The organism is Aeromonas sp. TW 6, from assembly GCF_013168745.1.
GTDB lineage: Bacteria > Pseudomonadota > Gammaproteobacteria > Enterobacterales > Aeromonadaceae > Aeromonas > Aeromonas caviae.
On the sequence record NZ_JABERS010000015.1, the window covers coordinates 1 to 16,624 of the forward strand.

Annotated in this window: 20 protein-coding genes, 1 tRNA gene and 1 riboswitch; of the genes, 4 read left to right on the forward strand and 17 right to left on the reverse strand. The window is 58.1% G+C overall.

Annotation, left to right across the window (positions count from 1 at the left end; genetic code table 11):
- Nucleotides 1–73: 73 nt before the first annotated feature.
- The gene (locus HKD46_RS09325) at nucleotides 74–355 is read right to left on the reverse strand and encodes a PTS transporter subunit EIIB (RefSeq protein ID WP_221413912.1); all 282 of its coding nucleotides are present in this window, start codon (nucleotides 353–355) and stop codon (nucleotides 74–76) included.
- A gap of 118 nt (nucleotides 356–473) precedes the next feature.
- A complete protein-coding gene (locus HKD46_RS09330; protein ID WP_221413913.1) occupies nucleotides 474–1,217 on the reverse strand; it encodes a MurR/RpiR family transcriptional regulator in 744 nt (247 codons plus the stop codon).
- A 470-nt stretch (nucleotides 1,218–1,687) separates the two neighbouring features.
- Between HKD46_RS09330 and HKD46_RS21335 the strand changes: the two genes are divergently transcribed.
- Nucleotides 1,688–1,810 (forward strand): hypothetical protein, encoded by a 123-nt coding sequence (locus tag HKD46_RS21335; protein WP_260395686.1) that lies wholly within the window; start codon nucleotides 1,688–1,690, stop codon nucleotides 1,808–1,810.
- Between the two features lie 307 nt (nucleotides 1,811–2,117).
- Here HKD46_RS21335 and HKD46_RS09340 read toward each other — a convergent pair.
- Nucleotides 2,118–2,205 (reverse strand) — tRNA-Ser (locus HKD46_RS09340).
- 247 nt (nucleotides 2,206–2,452) lie between these two features.
- Complete coding sequence (locus tag HKD46_RS09345; protein WP_160839247.1) at nucleotides 2,453–2,908, reverse strand: YbjN domain-containing protein; 456 nt, start codon at nucleotides 2,906–2,908, stop codon at nucleotides 2,453–2,455.
- Nucleotides 2,909–3,063: 155 nt separating this feature from the next.
- Between HKD46_RS09345 and HKD46_RS09350 the strand changes: the two genes are divergently transcribed.
- Nucleotides 3,064–4,401, forward strand: a complete 1,338-nt coding sequence (locus HKD46_RS09350; protein ID WP_161470491.1) for a flavohemoglobin expression-modulating QEGLA motif protein — start codon at nucleotides 3,064–3,066, stop codon at nucleotides 4,399–4,401.
- A 70-nt stretch (nucleotides 4,402–4,471) separates the two neighbouring features.
- Here the strand turns inward: HKD46_RS09350 and HKD46_RS09355 are convergent, their stop codons facing one another.
- Both HKD46_RS09355 and HKD46_RS09360 read right to left on the reverse strand, forming a co-directional pair.
- Nucleotides 4,472–5,053, reverse strand: coding sequence for a thymidine kinase (locus HKD46_RS09355; protein WP_010674989.1), 582 nt, complete (start codon nucleotides 5,051–5,053; stop codon nucleotides 4,472–4,474).
- Between the two features lie 85 nt (nucleotides 5,054–5,138).
- Nucleotides 5,139–6,719: a Na+/H+ antiporter NhaC family protein gene (locus HKD46_RS09360; RefSeq protein ID WP_041211545.1), complete on the reverse strand. Its 1,581-nt coding sequence runs from the start codon at nucleotides 6,717–6,719 to the stop codon at nucleotides 5,139–5,141.
- A gap of 87 nt (nucleotides 6,720–6,806) precedes the next feature.
- Nucleotides 6,807–6,978, reverse strand: a riboswitch (Lysine riboswitch).
- A 317-nt stretch (nucleotides 6,979–7,295) separates the two neighbouring features.
- Here HKD46_RS09360 and HKD46_RS09365 point away from each other — a divergent pair.
- On the forward strand, nucleotides 7,296–7,694 hold the full coding sequence (locus HKD46_RS09365; protein ID WP_041215041.1) for an H-NS family nucleoid-associated regulatory protein: 399 nt from the start codon (nucleotides 7,296–7,298) through the stop codon (nucleotides 7,692–7,694).
- A gap of 77 nt (nucleotides 7,695–7,771) precedes the next feature.
- Here HKD46_RS09365 and HKD46_RS09370 read toward each other — a convergent pair whose 3' ends face one another.
- The 5 genes from HKD46_RS09370 to HKD46_RS09390 all read right to left on the reverse strand — a co-directional run bounded on the left by HKD46_RS09370 (nucleotide 7,772) and on the right by HKD46_RS09390 (nucleotide 10,680).
- A complete protein-coding gene (locus tag HKD46_RS09370) occupies nucleotides 7,772–8,335 on the reverse strand; it encodes a cob(I)yrinic acid a,c-diamide adenosyltransferase (protein ID WP_041211547.1) in 564 nt (187 codons plus the stop codon).
- Nucleotides 8,332–8,562, reverse strand: coding sequence for a DUF3820 family protein (locus HKD46_RS09375; RefSeq protein ID WP_039038687.1), 231 nt, complete (start codon nucleotides 8,560–8,562; stop codon nucleotides 8,332–8,334). The genes HKD46_RS09370 and HKD46_RS09375 overlap by 4 nt, the downstream gene beginning before the upstream one ends.
- Before the next feature lies 1 nt (nucleotide 8,563).
- Nucleotides 8,564–9,235, reverse strand: a complete 672-nt coding sequence (queE, locus tag HKD46_RS09380; protein ID WP_010674994.1) for a 7-carboxy-7-deazaguanine synthase QueE — start codon at nucleotides 9,233–9,235, stop codon at nucleotides 8,564–8,566.
- 61 nt (nucleotides 9,236–9,296) lie between these two features.
- On the reverse strand, nucleotides 9,297–10,004 hold the full coding sequence (gene queC, locus HKD46_RS09385) for a 7-cyano-7-deazaguanine synthase QueC (protein ID WP_128273342.1): 708 nt from the start codon (nucleotides 10,002–10,004) through the stop codon (nucleotides 9,297–9,299).
- A 22-nt stretch (nucleotides 10,005–10,026) separates the two neighbouring features.
- On the reverse strand, nucleotides 10,027–10,680 hold the full coding sequence (locus HKD46_RS09390; protein ID WP_171865339.1) for a tRNA-uridine aminocarboxypropyltransferase: 654 nt from the start codon (nucleotides 10,678–10,680) through the stop codon (nucleotides 10,027–10,029).
- On the opposite strand from HKD46_RS09390, the gene rrtA reads away from it, so the two are divergent.
- Nucleotides 10,646–11,224 (forward strand): rhombosortase, encoded by a 579-nt coding sequence (gene rrtA / locus HKD46_RS09395; protein WP_223915160.1) that lies wholly within the window; start codon nucleotides 10,646–10,648, stop codon nucleotides 11,222–11,224. The two genes, HKD46_RS09390 and rrtA, sit on opposite strands and share 35 nt — an antisense overlap.
- 86 nt (nucleotides 11,225–11,310) lie before the next feature.
- Here the strand turns inward: rrtA and pyrF are convergent, their stop codons facing one another.
- The 6 genes from pyrF to cmk form a co-directional block, all read right to left on the reverse strand.
- Nucleotides 11,311–12,009, reverse strand: coding sequence for an orotidine-5'-phosphate decarboxylase (gene pyrF, locus HKD46_RS09400; RefSeq protein WP_069785130.1), 699 nt, complete (start codon nucleotides 12,007–12,009; stop codon nucleotides 11,311–11,313).
- 121 nt (nucleotides 12,010–12,130) lie between these two features.
- Complete coding sequence (gene lapB, locus HKD46_RS09405) at nucleotides 12,131–13,297, reverse strand: lipopolysaccharide assembly protein LapB (RefSeq protein ID WP_010674999.1); 1,167 nt, start codon at nucleotides 13,295–13,297, stop codon at nucleotides 12,131–12,133.
- Nucleotides 13,298–13,306: 9 nt separating this feature from the next.
- Complete coding sequence (locus HKD46_RS09410) at nucleotides 13,307–13,591, reverse strand: LapA family protein (RefSeq protein WP_171865340.1); 285 nt, start codon at nucleotides 13,589–13,591, stop codon at nucleotides 13,307–13,309.
- Nucleotides 13,592–13,747: 156 nt separating this feature from the next.
- Nucleotides 13,748–14,032, reverse strand: coding sequence for an integration host factor subunit beta (gene ihfB / locus HKD46_RS09415; protein WP_005299934.1), 285 nt, complete (start codon nucleotides 14,030–14,032; stop codon nucleotides 13,748–13,750).
- 92 nt (nucleotides 14,033–14,124) lie between these two features.
- A complete protein-coding gene (gene rpsA, locus HKD46_RS09420; RefSeq protein ID WP_010675001.1) occupies nucleotides 14,125–15,795 on the reverse strand; it encodes a 30S ribosomal protein S1 in 1,671 nt (556 codons plus the stop codon).
- Nucleotides 15,796–15,888: 93 nt separating this feature from the next.
- Nucleotides 15,889–16,581, reverse strand: a complete 693-nt coding sequence (gene cmk / locus HKD46_RS09425; protein ID WP_171865341.1) for a (d)CMP kinase — start codon at nucleotides 16,579–16,581, stop codon at nucleotides 15,889–15,891.
- Nucleotides 16,582–16,624 lie beyond the last annotated feature (43 nt).

Consider the following 16,624-nt stretch of genomic DNA (forward strand, 5'->3'; position numbering starts at 1 on the left):
CCGGCAAGCGATTGGGCCGCTGCCCACAGGAGTGGTTGAGGGCCGTGGTCAGGGCGTGCATCGAGAAGACAGATTATCCCATCCCGGCAGAACTGATGCCGTCAACCCCGTCCTGGTGAATAGATACCCGATAGGCATCCCCGACGTGGTTGCCGATCACCACCTGCAGCTGACCGCTGGACTCGATAACGGTGATGACCCCTTGCACCCGTTTCAACACCTCCTTGTCGACCCGCCCCATCTCTTTTAGGACAAACCGCAGCCGGGTGGCACAGTGGGTGACGCTGATGACGTTGCTGTCACCACCAATCAACTCGACGATCTGTTTCGCCGAGTCCGCATAGTTAATTGCCATAATGATCCTTCCCTGCCATGTATTAATTAATATCGAAACAATTCAAATGTTGTGAATCGATGGTAGGGAAAGCATTCATCCTTGTCACGATATAACAAAATACCCGCTTTGTTACTTGTTACATAAAAGACACACCCTGTGACACCTCGGCACTTATCTTGTTTGCCAACTGGCGACCGATGGATTCGATGATATAAATCACCGGCACCTGGGTGGTAATATCATATTCATTGTCGACTACCAGCCTGGCCGCATGATATGAAATATTGAAATCCGCCATCTGGGCCAGGGTGGATTTATTATCGCTAGTAATAGTGATGAGCTTGCAGTGATGAAACAGGAACTGCTTCGCCAACTTGATTATCTCGGTGGTCTCCCCGGAGACCGAGAGCACGATCGCCACCGCCTGTTTGTACATGTCGGTGTTGACCGGGTAGTAGGGATCATCGATGTGGTTGCTGAACTTGCCGATGTTGGAGAAGAAGCGCACCCCGTAGCACCCCAGCGTGCCCGAGCTGCCCGCCCCCACGAAGATCACCCGCTCGGCCCCCGCGATCTGCTCGGCGGCGCTCGCGATCAAGGCGTCGAATTCGTCATTGTTGATGCTCTTGAAAAAAGAGAGGAACTCGTTGGCACCGTGTGGCAGCGATATTTCGCCGCGCTTCTCGGCATTCATTTTTAGATAGGCTTTGAATTCCGCATAACCGCTGCAATTCATCTTCTTGCAAAATCGCAATATGGTGGCGGTCGACACATCACAGGCTTCGGCCAATTCCCTGACCGTCATATAGATAACCGTCTGATGGTTCTTTATTACATAGTTATATACCTTGAACTCGAAGGTATTTAATGTTGAGACCAACTAATTATTAAACATGGTAATTCACCGAGCGCAGCCGCGTCCTTATTCAGGATGATGTCACGCAGTGTAACAAAAGGAGTGACCTGGTCGAGGAAGGATAAATCCAAACGCTCGAACTGTGATTACTATCACAATCACGCCGGCAAGATTTTCGCGTATCTGCACATGGCTTAGACGAGAGAAGGAATATTTAGGCTCTGCATGGAGCCTAAATTTTTAGCGGATGTCATTGTGTCTATTAGTGGAACGCAATATCAGGTTATCGGTGAGCAACCCCTCCATGGGATCAGTAAGTCCCGCGATGCCAGCAGAGGGTGAGCGTATTTGTACGCTTCCCCCCAAGGCGCCTGAGCACATGGTGCCGCGATCACGGTGCAGCCGTACGCCTCGAAATGACTCATGAGGACGGCGTACTGTCGGTAGTCCAGCTCACTGTATTGCAGGAAGGGGTAGACGCCAGGGATTCCATCTTGTCGTCATTGCTGAACGCACCTTCCATCGCGACCCTGTTTGTGAAACCGGGCCGCGTGGCGATCCCTGCCGAGCAATTGGATGCCTATGAGATGGCAACGGATGAGCTGCCTGTCGACTAAGGGCTGCCCCGGAAGTACAAGTACAGAAATGTCCCCTATATCTCCAAGCTGAAGAGATAACGCCGTGACGGGAATAAGGGGGGTGTATGGCTGGCTCAGAAAGCAAAAAACCGACCCTGAGGTCGGTTTTTCTAATTTGGTGCTGGGTCGGGATTGACTCGCGCCATTCCTGGCGCTCGCCCTGCGGGCAGCCTTCGGCTGTCCAAGCGGGCTAGTCCACCCGCCTGTCGATACCGGGTGGAGACCAGATTGCCGGTTACCGGAAAAACAAAAGGCCCCGTCTTGCGACGGGGCCTTTTGTTTTATTTGGCGGTGAGGGAGGGATTCGAACCCTCGATACGTTGCCGTATACACACTTTCCAGGCGTGCTCCTTCAGCCACTCGGACACCTCACCAAATTTTTACTGCTTGAAGTGGCTTTCGGAGCGCGCTGCGCGTGCATCTTGCCGACTTCGTCGGTGGGCAGCCTCTCGGATACCGCACCAAATTTTGTCTGTGGTTTAACGTGTTCAGCCAACACGGTGTTCGCTGCGCCGTTGCGCTGGAACGGGGCGTAATTTAGGGGAAAGCCCCGCCGCCGTCAACGGCTTTTTAGCCGCAGCGAACCGTTCGCACATTAAACGCACAGTTCAGGTGCTGAGGTCAGTGAACGGATTCCGGTGCGACCTGGATTTCCGGCAGATTGAGGAAGCCAAGGCGTTCACATTCGGAAACCACTTCATGGGTGGCTGCCGTGGTGCTTTCAACGAACAGCAGGAACTGTTCGACGGTGAGACCCGCCTTGGTAAAGACGGTGTGACCCACAACGAGGCGTGGCAGGTTGTCATCGATGATGTCGAGGAACACCTTGAGGGACGGATATTGCATGTTGAGACGACCCAGTTCGGCCACCAGGGGCAGCAGCGATGAGGGGCGCACCTCCAGCTCGGATGAGAACAACAGCCCTTCCTCTTCCACGAAGATCCGGCTCTCCTGGATGCCCTCGACGGACTGCAGGGAGACCATGTGGATGCCATGACACTGATCGCACACATAGTGCTCGATCCGGGCCTGTTGCAACCAACGCATTATCATTTCAGAGCTGGGGATATTCATCATTTTCACGACACGGTAGAGATCAAGGGGCGCAGTCTAAACCAATTTTCAGACAACCAAAAGCACACAGGCCGGATCCCCGTCGTCTCGCTTCTTTTTGACAGGCCCTGTGCCTATACTCAGCCATTCTCGTAGCGCACTCGCCTCCAAAGAGCCCGATGACCATCCAAGAAAAGTATCGCCTGCACCTCAAATCCCTCTCGGATGAACTGCTCGCCCTGCAAAAACCCATCCGCATCCTGGATGCCATCAAATGGCCCCGTCACCTGCAAAGCGACTTTCTGGCAAGTGGCGGCAAGGCACTGCCCGCCATCGACAGGCACTTCTATGAATCCCTCCCCCTGGGGTTCGATCCCCGCAACAAGTACCTTGAGCTCAAGGAGTTGAGGGACAGGATCCGCCGGCGCCTCGGCCCTCAGGACGATCTCGGCCGGATCCTGCAAGAGACTGTGGATCAGTACATGGTGGTCATCGAGATGCTGCGCCAGCGCGGGCAGCCTGACTTCCAGCGCTACAGCCAGCGCCTCTACGGCTCGGCAAGCGATCACCTGCGCGGGGATCGCAAGACCCTGAAGGAGCTGGGGGCCAGATTGTGCGACATCTTCTCCCTGCCCGGCGCCCGCCACCTGGTGCGCCCCTACCCCAAGGAGTTCGAGGGGGAAGCCGCGGTGGCGAGGTTGCAGGGCAAGCTGTCGAGCTACTTCAGCGACGGCACAGTCCAGGTCAAGCTCAGCGATGGCATCGTCTCCGATGCCGCCGCCGGGGGGGATTACATCAAGCTCAACTCCCACGCCCGTTTCTCGGAGCTCGATCTGCAGGTGCTGGAGGTACACGAAGGCTGGGTTCACGTCGGCACCACCCTCAACGGCCGCCAGCAATCTTACGCCACCTGGCTCGGCGCCGGCTCGCCCCGCATCACCGCCTGTCAGGAGGGATTGGCAGTACTCATCGAGACCCTCACGTTCAGCTCCTTCCCGGACAGGGCCAAGCGCATCTCGGATCGGGTCATGGCCATCGACATGGCGGAGCGTGGCGCCGATTTCATTGAGGTGTTCCGCCACTTCGTGGCCAAGGGCGCCAGCGAGCACGACGCCTACAGGATCACCCAGCGGGTGTTTCGCGGAGGCATGGTCGAGGGGGGCGCCTGCTTTACCAAGGATCTCTCCTATGTGAAGGGCTATGTGGAGACGGTGAACTTCATTCGCAGCGCCGTGCTGGAGGGGGTGCCGGAGATCCTGCCCATGCTGTTCGTCGGCAAGGTGACCCTGGACGACATCCCCGTGCTCTATCAGCACTATCTGGAGGGGCTCATCGACGCCCCCCGCTACCTCCCTCCCATGTTTCGCGACCTCACCGGGCTCTACGTCTGGTTCGGCTTCGCCTCCGGCATGTCCCTGGTGGACATAGGCCGGGTACAGCAGCATTTTCGCCAGCTCTTCCACCGCCTGCCGGCGGCAGACCCCATCATCGCCCCTGTCGACATCGAGATCGACTGACCCCCATAGACAAAGAGGGCGCCAGATAGGCGCCCTCTTTGGTGTCCAGGCTGCACGAGCCAGCCATGGGTTACTTGAAGGCCCGTCCTTCCAGATAGTGCTTGCGGCAGAGCGACACATAGCGATCGTTGCCGCCGATCTCCACCTGCTCACCGTCGCGCATCACCTGCCCCGCCTCGTTGACCCGCGAGTTCATGTGGGCCTTGTTGCCGCACCAGCAGATGCTTTTGAGCTCCTCGAACTTGTCCGCCAGACAGAGCAGGTGGTAGGAGCCGGGAAACAGTTCGCCGCGAAAATCGGTCTTGAGGCCATAGGCAATCACCGGAATATCCTGCTCGTCGACGATGCGGGCGAGCTGGTAAACCTGCTCACGGGTCAGGAACTGCGCCTCGTCAACGATGAAGACATCGATGTGCCGCTTTGCGTGGCGCGCCTTGACCATCTCGAACAGATCGCAGCTGTCGCTGAACACCTCCACTTTCAGCTCAAGACCGACCCTGGCACTGATGACGCCGGCACCGAAGCGATCGTCGATGGCGGGCGTCATGGCCAGCGGATACATGCCACGCTCCAGATAGTTGAAGTGGGCCTGGATGAGCTGGGTCGATTTGCCTGAGTTCATGGTGGCAAATTTGTAGTGCAGTGAAGCCATGATGGGGTTCCGAAACGGGAGTGATGGGGCGCATGCTAACCAAAGCCCCTGCCAAAACCAAGGGGCCCGCAGGCCCCTTGTTCTCTTATGCGACTGCCACGGCGCTATACGCCCGGGCTTTGCGCAAATGGTAACCGGAGAAGATCAGGAACCAGAGCCCGCTCACGGTGAAACCGGCCAGCGCGGAGTGCATCAGCCCCATCACCAGGTAGCCGAGCGCAGCGCCAAAGGCGATGGCCAGGGCATAGGGCAGTTGGGTCATCACGTGATCGATGTGATGGCAACCGGCCCCGGTGGCAGACAGGATGCTGGTGCTGGAGATGGGGGAGCTGTGATCCCCGAACACGGACCCTGCCAGTACGGCGGCCAGCATGGGCAGCATCAGACTGATGTCGCTGGCGGCCGCCATGTCGCCGGCGAGCGGCAGCATGATGCCGAAGGTGCCCCAGCTGGTGCCGGTGGCAAACGCCATGGCGCAGGAGAGCACGAAGACCACGGCGGGCAGCACTTCCACCGGTAGATTGCCATTGGCCAGGGAGGCCAGGTATTTACCGGTTTCCACATCGCGCACCACGGCGCCGATGGTCCAGGCGAACAGCAGGATGTTGATGGCGGGCAGCATGGCCATGATCCCCTGCGGAGCCGCCTTCATCCAGTTGCTTGCCCCGAGCTTGAGGCGCATGGCCAGACCGATGGAGACCACCAGGCTGCACAGAGCACCATAGACCAGGGAGGAGCCGACATTGGTATTTTCGAAGGAGCCGAGCACGCTGAACGGCAGCCCCTTGTCGGCCAGCACCGCAGCCCCGGAGTCAATCATGAAATAGACGGTGGCCAGGGTGAGGGTCAGGATGGGCAGCACCATGTCAATCATGCCGCCATTGCTCTCCTCCGGGCTCTCCATGTCGAGCCCGATGGGGCGCCCCTTGGACTCGTCCCACAGCTTGCCCTCCAGTGCCCACTGCTCATGCTGGCGCATGGGGCCGATGTCGAGCTGGAAGGCGATCACCACCAGCACCATGATCAGGGTGAACACCGCATAGAGGTTCATGGGGATCATTTCGACGAAGGCGGAGATGGGGCTCTGGTCGGTCAGACCATGAGCCGCCATGATGCCGCCGACGAGGGCGATGATGTAGGCCCCCCAGGAGGAGATCGGCATCAGCACGCAGACCGGCGCGGCGGTGGAGTCCAGCAGATAGGCCAGCTTGGCGCGGGAGATCTGGAAGCGATCGGTCACCGGACGGCAGATGGCCCCCACCGACAGGCTGTGGAAGAAGTCGTCGATGAAGAAGGCAAACACCATCAGACCGGTCAGGGACTTGGCACCCTTGCGGGTCTTGGCGCGGCGCTCCGCCCACTCGGCAAACGCCCGGGTCGCACCGGAGACGCTCATCAGGCTGATGAGGCCGCCCAGCAGCAACATGAAGAGGATCATGTTGACGTTGTCACGATTGAGCGCACCGTCGACCCAGAAGATCCTGAGCACGGTATCGAGCATGTAATGAAGGGACGCAAGGGGAGAAAACTGGTTGAGCAGCAAGCTGCCTGCGACTATGCCCACCCCCAGCGACACCAGGACGCGGCGAGTGATGATCGCCAGCGCAACGGCCAGCAGGGGGGGAACGACGGACCAACCGGAGTCGGCGTAATGAACGATGTCCATGATCTCTTTGCACCTAAAGACAACAGGTGGAGATCTACCGAGAGGATCAAAGAAACAAAACCCATGGGGAGGGTATACTCCTCAGCCCCTTCAGGTAGCGCTCCATAGTGGATGACTATGGCAGTCCTGCACCTATTAGATGCAGAACCAGCAACCCGGTATGATGGCCTGGTCACTTCGGCGCCGACTCCTTTCATCGAGCATCGCAGGCATCACCCTCCGCTCGGTTACTCATAGGCAGCGCGCCTCTACTTAAAGGTATTCACGGCACATTTTATCGAGCCACCGGGTGATAGCAAGTTTTTTGATTAAATTTCAAGGTTTCTGTGGCCCCCATACCTGCAAAGGTAGTCAAATGGTTCACCAAAAACTCCGATGGCGATATTTTCATCTGACACGAGCCCATTCGAAGATGTTGTCCCGTCAAACGGATAAAAATATCCTTCATATCTATTTCGAGACTTAATTTATCAGCCTAATTAATTATTTTGGCAGGCTTGACTTGGTGCCAAATACCCCTATAAATTATCGAAAAACCAGTTCTTCCCTTAATATTTTGCTCGCGTGGTAGCCAATATGAACGAATTTCTGAAAGTGCTGTTGAATATCCGTAGCCTGCGTGCAGCTTGCCGCGATTTGACGCTGGAACAACTGGAAGAAGGCTTGGAAAAGCTCTCCGCCATCGTCGATGAACGTCGGCAAGATGAATCCGCCGAACGCCAGGCCCGTGAAGAGCATCAAAAGAAAATTGCCGAATATGCCGAAATGCTGAAGGCCGCAGGGATCGATCCTGCCGAATTGGTCAACACCGTGGTGCCCGAGAATACCAAGGTCAGCAAACGTGCGCCCCGCCCCGCCAAATATCGTTATCTGGACAATGGCGTGGAAAAAACCTGGACCGGTCAGGGCCGCATGCCCTCGGTCATTGCCAAGGCCGTTGCCGAGGGCAAATCCGTGGAAGCCTTTGCCATCTGACAGCAATATCAGGCCCCTTTCCACAGCAATAAAAAACCTCGCAAGGCGAGGTTTTTTATTGCCGCTTCGAGCGATTGTCAGCCTCTGTCAGCCGCCTTGACCCAGAGGATCTCCGGGGTACCCGACGATACCAGCAGGTATCGGGCGATGGTGAAAAACCAGTCGCTCAGCCGGTTGAGGTAGGGCAAAACGGCCGGATTCACCCGCTCTACGCGGCTCAACCCAAGCAGCAGGCGCTCGCAGCGACGGGTCAGGGTACGCACCACATGTGCCTGGGCCGCCGCCCGCGAACCGCTCGGCAAAATAAAATTGCGCAGCACCGGCAACCCGGCACTGTAGGCATCGATCTGTTGCTCGAGCCTGTTCGTCCAAGCCTCGTTCACCTGCCACAGCGTATCCGTTTGCGATTCACTGGAAAATGCCAGCTCCCCGCCCAGATCAAACAGCTCCTGCTGCAACAATATGAGATCGGCCAGGAGAGTCGTCTCCCCGGCGGGTATTTCAGCCATCAACAAGCCTATTTGGGAATTCAGCTCGTCGATGGCGCCATAGGTCTCGACACGTTTATCGTCTTTGGCCAGGGAAGTGCCATCGGCCAGTCGCGTGAGCCCCTTGTCCCCTTGCCTTGTATATATTCTCATTCTGACATCCTGTTAATAATGGGAATAATCATGGACTCGAGTCCATTGAGCTTTATCTCGTAGGCCAGTGCCAGAGACTGGCCCAGGGTACCGGCCGGAAAACCGCTTCGCGCCATCCATACCAGATAGGGCTCGGGAATATCGATGATGCGCCGCCCCTTGTATTTTCCGTAAGGCATCTTGCTGGCCAGCGTCAGCAAGATGCGCTCATCGCTGAGTCCATCCATATCAATCGATATTCAGGTATTTATGGGTCTGGATGGAGAGTCGCCAGTTACGGGCGATGCAGGTTGCCATGGCCAGCTCCGTGGCCCTGGCTTTCTGGCTGATGGGTTGCAGCGCAATCATCACATCGGGGCGCAGCCGGGCGGTGGCCAGCAGGGCATCCAGCTCCTCGATATGGTGCTCGGTGGCCACCGGGTGCTTGATCTCGTTGGCCCGCTCGAGGGCAGAGACCAGCACCGGCAACCCACCCTTCATGCCGATCTTGGGGGAAACAGTCACCCAGGTCTGCTCATGGGTCAGCACCTCGCTGGTCCCGCTGGTTTCGATCTGCACCTGATAACCCGATGCCACCAGGGCCGAAGAGAGCTCGCGCAAGTCGTAGAGGCAGGGCTCACCACCGGTCAACACCACGTGACGGGCCCGGTAACCGAGCCGGGTAAAGCTGGCCAGAATATCTTCCGTGCTCATCTTGCTCCAGCCGTCGGACTCATTGGAACGATCGAGCACCTCGCCAGGGGCCACCTCACGCTCGGGGTCCACCACCCAGGTGTGGCGGGTATCGCACCAGGGGCAGCCCACCGGGCAGCCCTGAAGGCGAACGAAGATGGCGGGCAGGCCGGTAAATACCCCCTCCCCCTGGATGGTCTGGAAGATCTCGTTGATTGGGTAGTGCATCTTGGTCACGACTTGCTGCAAAAGGGGCGGATTATACCCCAAACCCGGGCTAGGCACAGGCTCAGGATCCGCTTTTCTCGCCCAGTCCGCTCTTCTCGTAAAGTCTGGCACGGATGCCGCTCTTGTCAGCCAGATAGTGATCCAGGCCACGGCGACGCAGCTCGCAGGCCGGACAGGCCCCGCAACCATCTCCCTGGATTCCGTTGTAGCAAGTGAGCGTCTGGTGACGCACGGTATCGAGGTGACCGTAATGATCCGCCAGCGCCCAGGTTTCGGCCTTGTCGAGCCACATCAGGGGGGTTTCGAAGCGGATGGGGCGATCCAGCCCCAGGGAGACCGCCTGATTGAGCGCCTTGACGAAGTCGTCGCGGCAATCGGGATAGCCGGAAAAGTCGGTCTCGCACACCCCGGTGATCACCGCTTCGGCGCCCACCTGATAGGCATAGATGGCCGCCAGGGTCAGGAACAGGATGTTGCGTCCCGGTACGAAGGTGTTGGGCAGGCCGTTCTCCTGAAGCTCGAAGCTCACCGGTATGTCGTCCCGGGTCAGCGCAGAGATGGCCAGCTCCCCGAGCATGGTCACATCCATTACCTTGTGGGCGGCGATCCCGAGCGCCGTCGCCAGATGGCGGGCGGTGTCAATCTCCGCCCGGTGGCGCTGGCCGTAATCGAAGGTGATGGCATGCACTTCGTCATAGCGGGCCTGTGCCTGCACCAGACAGGTGGTGCTGTCCTGCCCGCCACTGAAGACCACGACGGCTTTTTTCATGTTTTTCACTCCTCTGGGCAATTCAACGGCGGCGGCCTTGTGCAAAGTCATGCCACTGCCGGTTCAAATGGGTAAACAGGGTCATCAGCGGGGCGAAGCGCTCAGGATCTCCTTCCCACCGGGACAACAGATGGTAGCCCGCCTCCAGGGTGGACAGTGCCTCTTCAAAGGGCTTCTTGCGAATGGAATATTGCCCGGCAATGGCGCCGAGGGTGATCCGCGGCAACCCGAGCAGTGCAGGCGAGCTGTGCAACATGCGATAGGCTTTGCGCCAGGTGCCATCGAGGAGGATGAAGTGGGCTCGCACGGTGCGCCCACTCCTCAGGAGATGCTCCCTTGCCTCTATCAGGGTCAGGGCCTCCTCATCGGGCCACAGCACGTAGCACTGGACAGCGGGGTCGGCAAGCAGGGCATTGAGCCCTTCGTCGTCGGAAAAGTCCTCCCCCACATGAATGCGTACATCGGTCAGGGACGCCGCCAGCAACGCAGCCGTCCCCTTGGGGTGACCTACTTCGGCAGGGTGTTGCAGGATATGGAGCGCAGCCAGGTTCGGCACACGCTGAATATAATCGCACAGGCACGCTTTGAGGGCCCGGGTACAGCGTGTACAGTATCGGCTCTCTTTGTCGTTGGGCTGCTTCATGTTGTCAGGAAAATCGGGTCTGCTCTGGGTCATCGCGCTTTCGCTCGTCACTGCCTTGCTCTTTTTCACCGTGCCAAATCATCAGCTCGCCTTCGATCGCGACCTGATCGCCCAGGGCGAAGGGTGGCGCATCATAACAGGCAATCTGGCACACACCAATGGATGGCATCTGCTGCTCAACCTGAGCGGTCTGGCCGTGCTCTACAGCCTGTTTCAGGAGTACCTGACGGGATGGCGCCTGCCCGTGCTGCTGCTGCTGCTGGGGACGGCGGTCGGACTCGGCATCTGGTGGGGCTGCCCGCAAACCCAGTGGTACATGGGACTCTCCGGCCTGCTGCACGGCTTGTTCGTATGGGGTGCCATGCAGGACATCCGCTTTCGCCGTCACTCCGGCTGGCTGATGCTGGCGGGCGTCGCCATCAAGCTCGGTGTGGACTTTTACAGTGCCGGCGAGAGCCCTGTCTCCGCCTTGATCGGTGCCAGGGTACACATCGAGTCACACTTCATCGGTGCACTCGCCGGCCTGCTCCTCGGCCTCTTCCCCATTCGTCTGGACGCCCAGGCCGTTCACTCCTGAGCTCCCCATAGGCAAGGCCAGCCCACGGCCAAAATGCAGCAGGCCGGATCTGGGATCCGGCCTGCGCTCATTCGCCCATTACGCCGTTACCGGCAAAGCTCGGCATTGATCGCCCCAAGCACGGCGGCGGGATCCGAGGACTGGGTGATGGGACGCCCGATCACCAGATAATCCGCACCCGCCTCCACCGCTGCCAGCGGCGTCATGACGCGGCGCTGATCGCCGGCAGCCGATCCGCTCGGACGAATGCCCGGCGTCACCAGCTTGAATTCGGCTCCCAGCAGCCCCTTCAGCACACTCGCCTCTTCCGCGGAGCAGACCACACCATCCAGCCCGGCCGTCTTGGCAAGGGTGGCCAGGCGGATCACCTGTTCTGCCGGCGTCACATCCAGACCCAGGGGCGCCATGTCGGACTGCTCCATGCTGGTCAGCACGGTTACCCCGATGAGCAGGGGCGCCTTGTCGCCGTATGGCAGCAACGCCTCTCTGGCGGCACGCATCATGCGTTCGCCACCGCTGGCATGGACATTCACCATCCAGACGCCCAGCTCCGCACTGGCCGCCACCGCCTTGGCGACGGTGTTGGGAATGTCGTGAAATTTCAGATCCAGGAAGACGTCGAACCCCTTGGCCACCAGTTGGCGAACGAACTGGGGACCAAACAGGGTAAACATCTCCTTGCCTACCTTGAGGCGGCACTGGGCCGGTGAGATCTGCTCAATGAAGGCAAAGGCGTCGGCTTCGTGCTGATAATCCAGCGCGACCAGTACTTTGGGGTCTTGCATGTCACTTCCTATGGATTGTTATGCCACAGCCAGGCACAGCAGAGCCGGGGCCCGGTTGCACGCTGGCATCTGAAATTCTTGGGTATCCGTGCTCGCCCGGGCGTGCTGGCGTCGCTGGCGTTTACTCTCCATCCAGCCCTCGGATCGGCTTGATGGTGCCCCACTGCCGGCAGGAAGGGCATTGCCAGAACAGCGAATGGGTGGCAAAGCCGCACTGACGGCACTTGTGGGTCGACTTGATCTTGATCTGCTCACCGACCAGTTGCTGCAGCAGCTCCAGGCTCTCCTTGGCAGGCCCCTCCTCGGCACTGGCCAACTGGAAACCGACCAGCTGATAAAAACCCTTCATGGAGGGGTGGCGACGCAGTTGGCGCAGCACCAGCGCACGGGCCTGACTCAACCCATCGCGGGCCTCCACCAGATTGGCCAGCGCCAGGGTCACGCTGACCCCCGCATGATCCTCTACCGCTTTTTCAAGCAGCGGGATCAGCTCCTGGCTGCGACCAAGCTGGCGATAGCATTCGAGCAGTTTTGGCATGGCTTCGGAGGCAAAGTCGATGTCCTGCTCGAACACCCGCAGGAGCTCCTTGGCCGCATCCTCGAACCTGCCCTCCTCCATCGCCAGATCGGCCAGCCGCAAGCTGGCGCGGGCACAGGCCGGGTGGGCACCGAGCGCACGCTTGAGCTTGGCGATGCCCGCAGGCTTGTCGCCATCGCGCAAGGCACTCTCCGCCTGTTCGCAATAGAAGTGGGAAATGGGCTCGGCCAGCTTCTTGCCCTGGAATTTCTGCAGACGCACCGCCACGGCGATGGCATTGTCCCAGTCACGCAACTGCTGATGAATGATCAGGAGCTGTGCCAGAGCCGTCTCTTCGAAATCGCTGTCATCACACAGCTCTTTCCAGAGTGCTTCGGCCCGATCGAGCAAGCCGGCAGCCAGAAAGTCACGGGCCAGCTCCTGCAAGGCAAGCTGACGCTGCTCACGGGTCAGCTGACGGGCGACCAGGTTCTGGTGGATCTTGATGGCGCGATCGACTTCGCCCCGTTGACGGAACAGGTTGCCGAGGGAGAGGTGGGTTTCGATGGTTTCGCTGTCGACTTCCAGCAGCTGGATAAAGAGATCCACCGCCTTGTCCGACTCGTCAGAGAGCAAATAGTTGAGGCCCGCCACGTACTGGCGGGAAAACTGGTTACTCTGTTGCTGGGTGTCCTGGCGAACACTCCTGCGGCCCATGTACCAGCCATAACCAGCGGCGATGGGCAACAGCAGGAAAAGCAGTTCAAGCATCGAGGGACATTATTCCTTGGTTGTCGACCGGGCAAGATCCAACTCGCGAGATTGACGACGCATGGTTCGGTTCAGGGTGCGATTTTGCAGTTTGAGACGCAGGAACAGCAGGCCAAACACCAGCCAGCCCAGCAGAAAACCGCCGGCGAAGAAGAACCCCAGCAACATGGAGAGCGAGAACTCCCCCTGGGCGATCAGGTAGTTGAACTGCACCAGCTGACCATTTTGAGAACCTATGGCAAGGGTCAGGACAAACACCAGCACCAGTGGAATGAGGGCCAAGATACGCTTCATGGGAGCTCCCTGTCTGTAGCGAATGAGTGACTGATTATCCTTAAAATCACAGGCAGACTCTAGCGCGAATGGGAAAAGAGTGTGAGAAACCCGACAACGGGCAGACTCCAGGCCATAAAAATGAAAAAGGCATACTCAGGTATGCCGTTTTCTGCATTATTCGATGATGTTGACGCGTTCGCGCAACTCTTTGCCAGGTTTGAAGTGCGGGACATATTTCCCGGTCAGTTCAACCTTGTCCCCGGTCTTGGGGTTGCGACCCACGCGGGGCGCACGATAGTGCAGCGAGAAACTGCCAAATCCTCGGATTTCAATCCGGTCGCCGTTTTGCAAGGTCGATGCCATCTGCTCAAGGATCTCCTTGATTGCGGCTTCGACATCCTTGGCCGGCATATGCATGCGGCTGGCTGCCAGTTGTTCGATGAGATCTGATTTGGTCATAAGGTTAAATCTCCTTCCCCGATCACATGCAATTATCATTTTGCCAAGATAAAAAAGGGCGGCGCAATGCCGCCCTTTTCTTGCATCAAGGATTACTCACCCTTGGCGGCTTTGAACGCTTCCATCATGGCATTGCTGAACACAACTTCTTCTTGTTGGTTCAGGCTGTCGATGGCAACACGCTCATCAGCCTCGTCCTTGGCACGGACAGACAGGCTCACGGTGCGGTTCTTGCGATCAACGCCCATGAATTTGGCTTCAACTTCGTCACCAACAGACAGCACCAGAGTGGCGTCTTCTACGCGGTCACGAGCAGCGTCGGAGGCACGCAGGTAGCCTTCTACGCCGTCAGCCAGTTCGATCACGGCACCCTTGGCATCAACCTCGGTAACCTTGCCCTTCACAATAGCACCTTTCTTGTTGTCAGACAGATACTTATTGAACGGGTCTTCTTCGATCTGCTTGACGCCCAGGGAGATGCGCTCACGCTCCGGGTCCACTTGCAGAACAACGGCTTCGATTTCGTCGCCCTTCTTGAATTCACGCACGGCTTCTTCGCCCTGGTTGTTCCAGGAGATGTCAGACAGGTGAACCAGGCCGTCGATGCCGCCATCCAGACCGATGAAGATACCGAAGTCAGTGATGGACTTGATCTTGCCGGAAACACGGTCGCCCTTGGCGTGAGTTTCGGCAAACAGCTGCCACGGGTTGGATTTGCACTGCTTCAGACCCAGGGAGATACGACGACGCTCTTCGTCGATGTCCAGAACCATCACGTCAACCACGTCGCCAACGTTGACAACCTTGGACGGGTGGATGTTCTTGTTGGTCCAATCCATCTCGGATACGTGTACCAGGCCTTCCACGCCTTCTTCGATTTCAACGAAGCAGCCGTAGTCGGTCAGGTTGGTCACGCGGCCAGACAGACGGGTGGTCTCCGGGTAACGCTTGGCGATAGCAACCCAGGGATCTTCGCCCAGCTGCTTCAGGCCCAGGGATACACGGGTACGCTCGCGGTCGAACTTCAGAACCTTGACAGCGATCTCGTCGCCAACGTTGACGATTTCGGAAGGATGCTTAACGCGCTTCCACGCCATGTCGGTGATGTGCAGCAGGCCGTCAACACCGCCCAGATCTACGAATGCACCGTAGTCGGTCAGGTTCTTGACGATACCCTTAACTTCTTGACCTTCTTGCAGGTTGGCCAGCAGGCTTTCACGCTCGGAGGTGTTCTCGGTCTCGATCACGGCACGACGGGAAACAACAACGTTGTTGCGCTTCTGGTCCAGCTTGATGACTTTGAACTCGAGTTCTTTGTTTTCCAGGTGAGCGGTGTCACGGATCGGACGCACGTCAACCAGAGAACCCGGCAGGAAGGCACGGATGCCGTTCAGCTCAACGGTGAAACCACCCTTGACCTTGCCGTTGATGATACCGATAACGGTAGCTTGCTCTTCGTAAGCTTTTTCAAGCTGCAGCCAGGCTTCGTGGCGCTTGGCTTTTTCGCGGGACAGCTTGGTTTCGCCGAAACCATCTTCGATAGAGTCCAGAGCCACGTCAACGGAGTCACCTACGTTGATTTCCAGCTCGCCCATGGCGTTCTTGAATTCTTCAGCCGGGATAGCAGACTCGGATTTCAGACCGGCATCAACCAGTACGAAACCGTTCTCGATAGCAACGACAGTGCCCTTGACGATGGAACCTTGACGGGTTTCAACGGCGTTCAGGGACTCTTCAAAGAGTTGAGCAAAAGATTCGATCATTGTTTATGTCACAAATGAAACATCCACTTGCAATCCGGCACAAGCGGGGTTGTTTTAAATTATCTGCGCCATCCTTGGTGCAGACGACTGACATCAGTTTGCGCTGATATCACCAAGTTGTTGCTCTGCATAGGCAAGCACCGTTGCCAGCACTTCATCTATGGTCATGGACGTTGAGTCTACAACAAGAGCATCTTCCGCGGGTTTCAGGGGAGCGACGGCGCGATTTCTGTCGCGATCGTCACGTTCCCGAATCTCGGTTAAAAGACGCTCAAAGTTAACATCAAAGCCCTTATCTTGCAACTGCTTATAGCGGCGCTGGGCCCGCTCCTCGGCGCTGGCGTCGAGGAAAATCTTCACATTCGCCTCGGGGAAAACCACTGTACCCATGTCGCGACCGTCGGCGATGAGACCGGGGGCTTGGCGAAATGCTCTCTGACGGCGCAGCAGGGCTTCACGTACCCGGGGAAACGCCGCGATTTTGCTGGCTGCGTTGCCCACTTCTTCAGTACGAATGGTGCGGGAAACATCCTCCCCTTCGAGGATCACCTTGACCAGCTCCCCTTCTACCTGGAATTGCACATCCAGATTGGCGGCCAGGGGAACCAATGCGGCTTCGGAATCGAGCTCCACATCGTGATGCAGGGCTGCCAGGGAGAGCACCCGGTAGATGGCACCGGAATCGAGCAGGTGCCAGCCCAGTTTTTCAGCCAGCAACTGGCACAAGGTGCCTTTTCCTGCTCCACTTGGGCCATCAATAGTCATCACGGGGGCCATCTGAGCCATAACGTTTCTCCTGCGCACTCGGCATCTTGACTGGTTGCACACA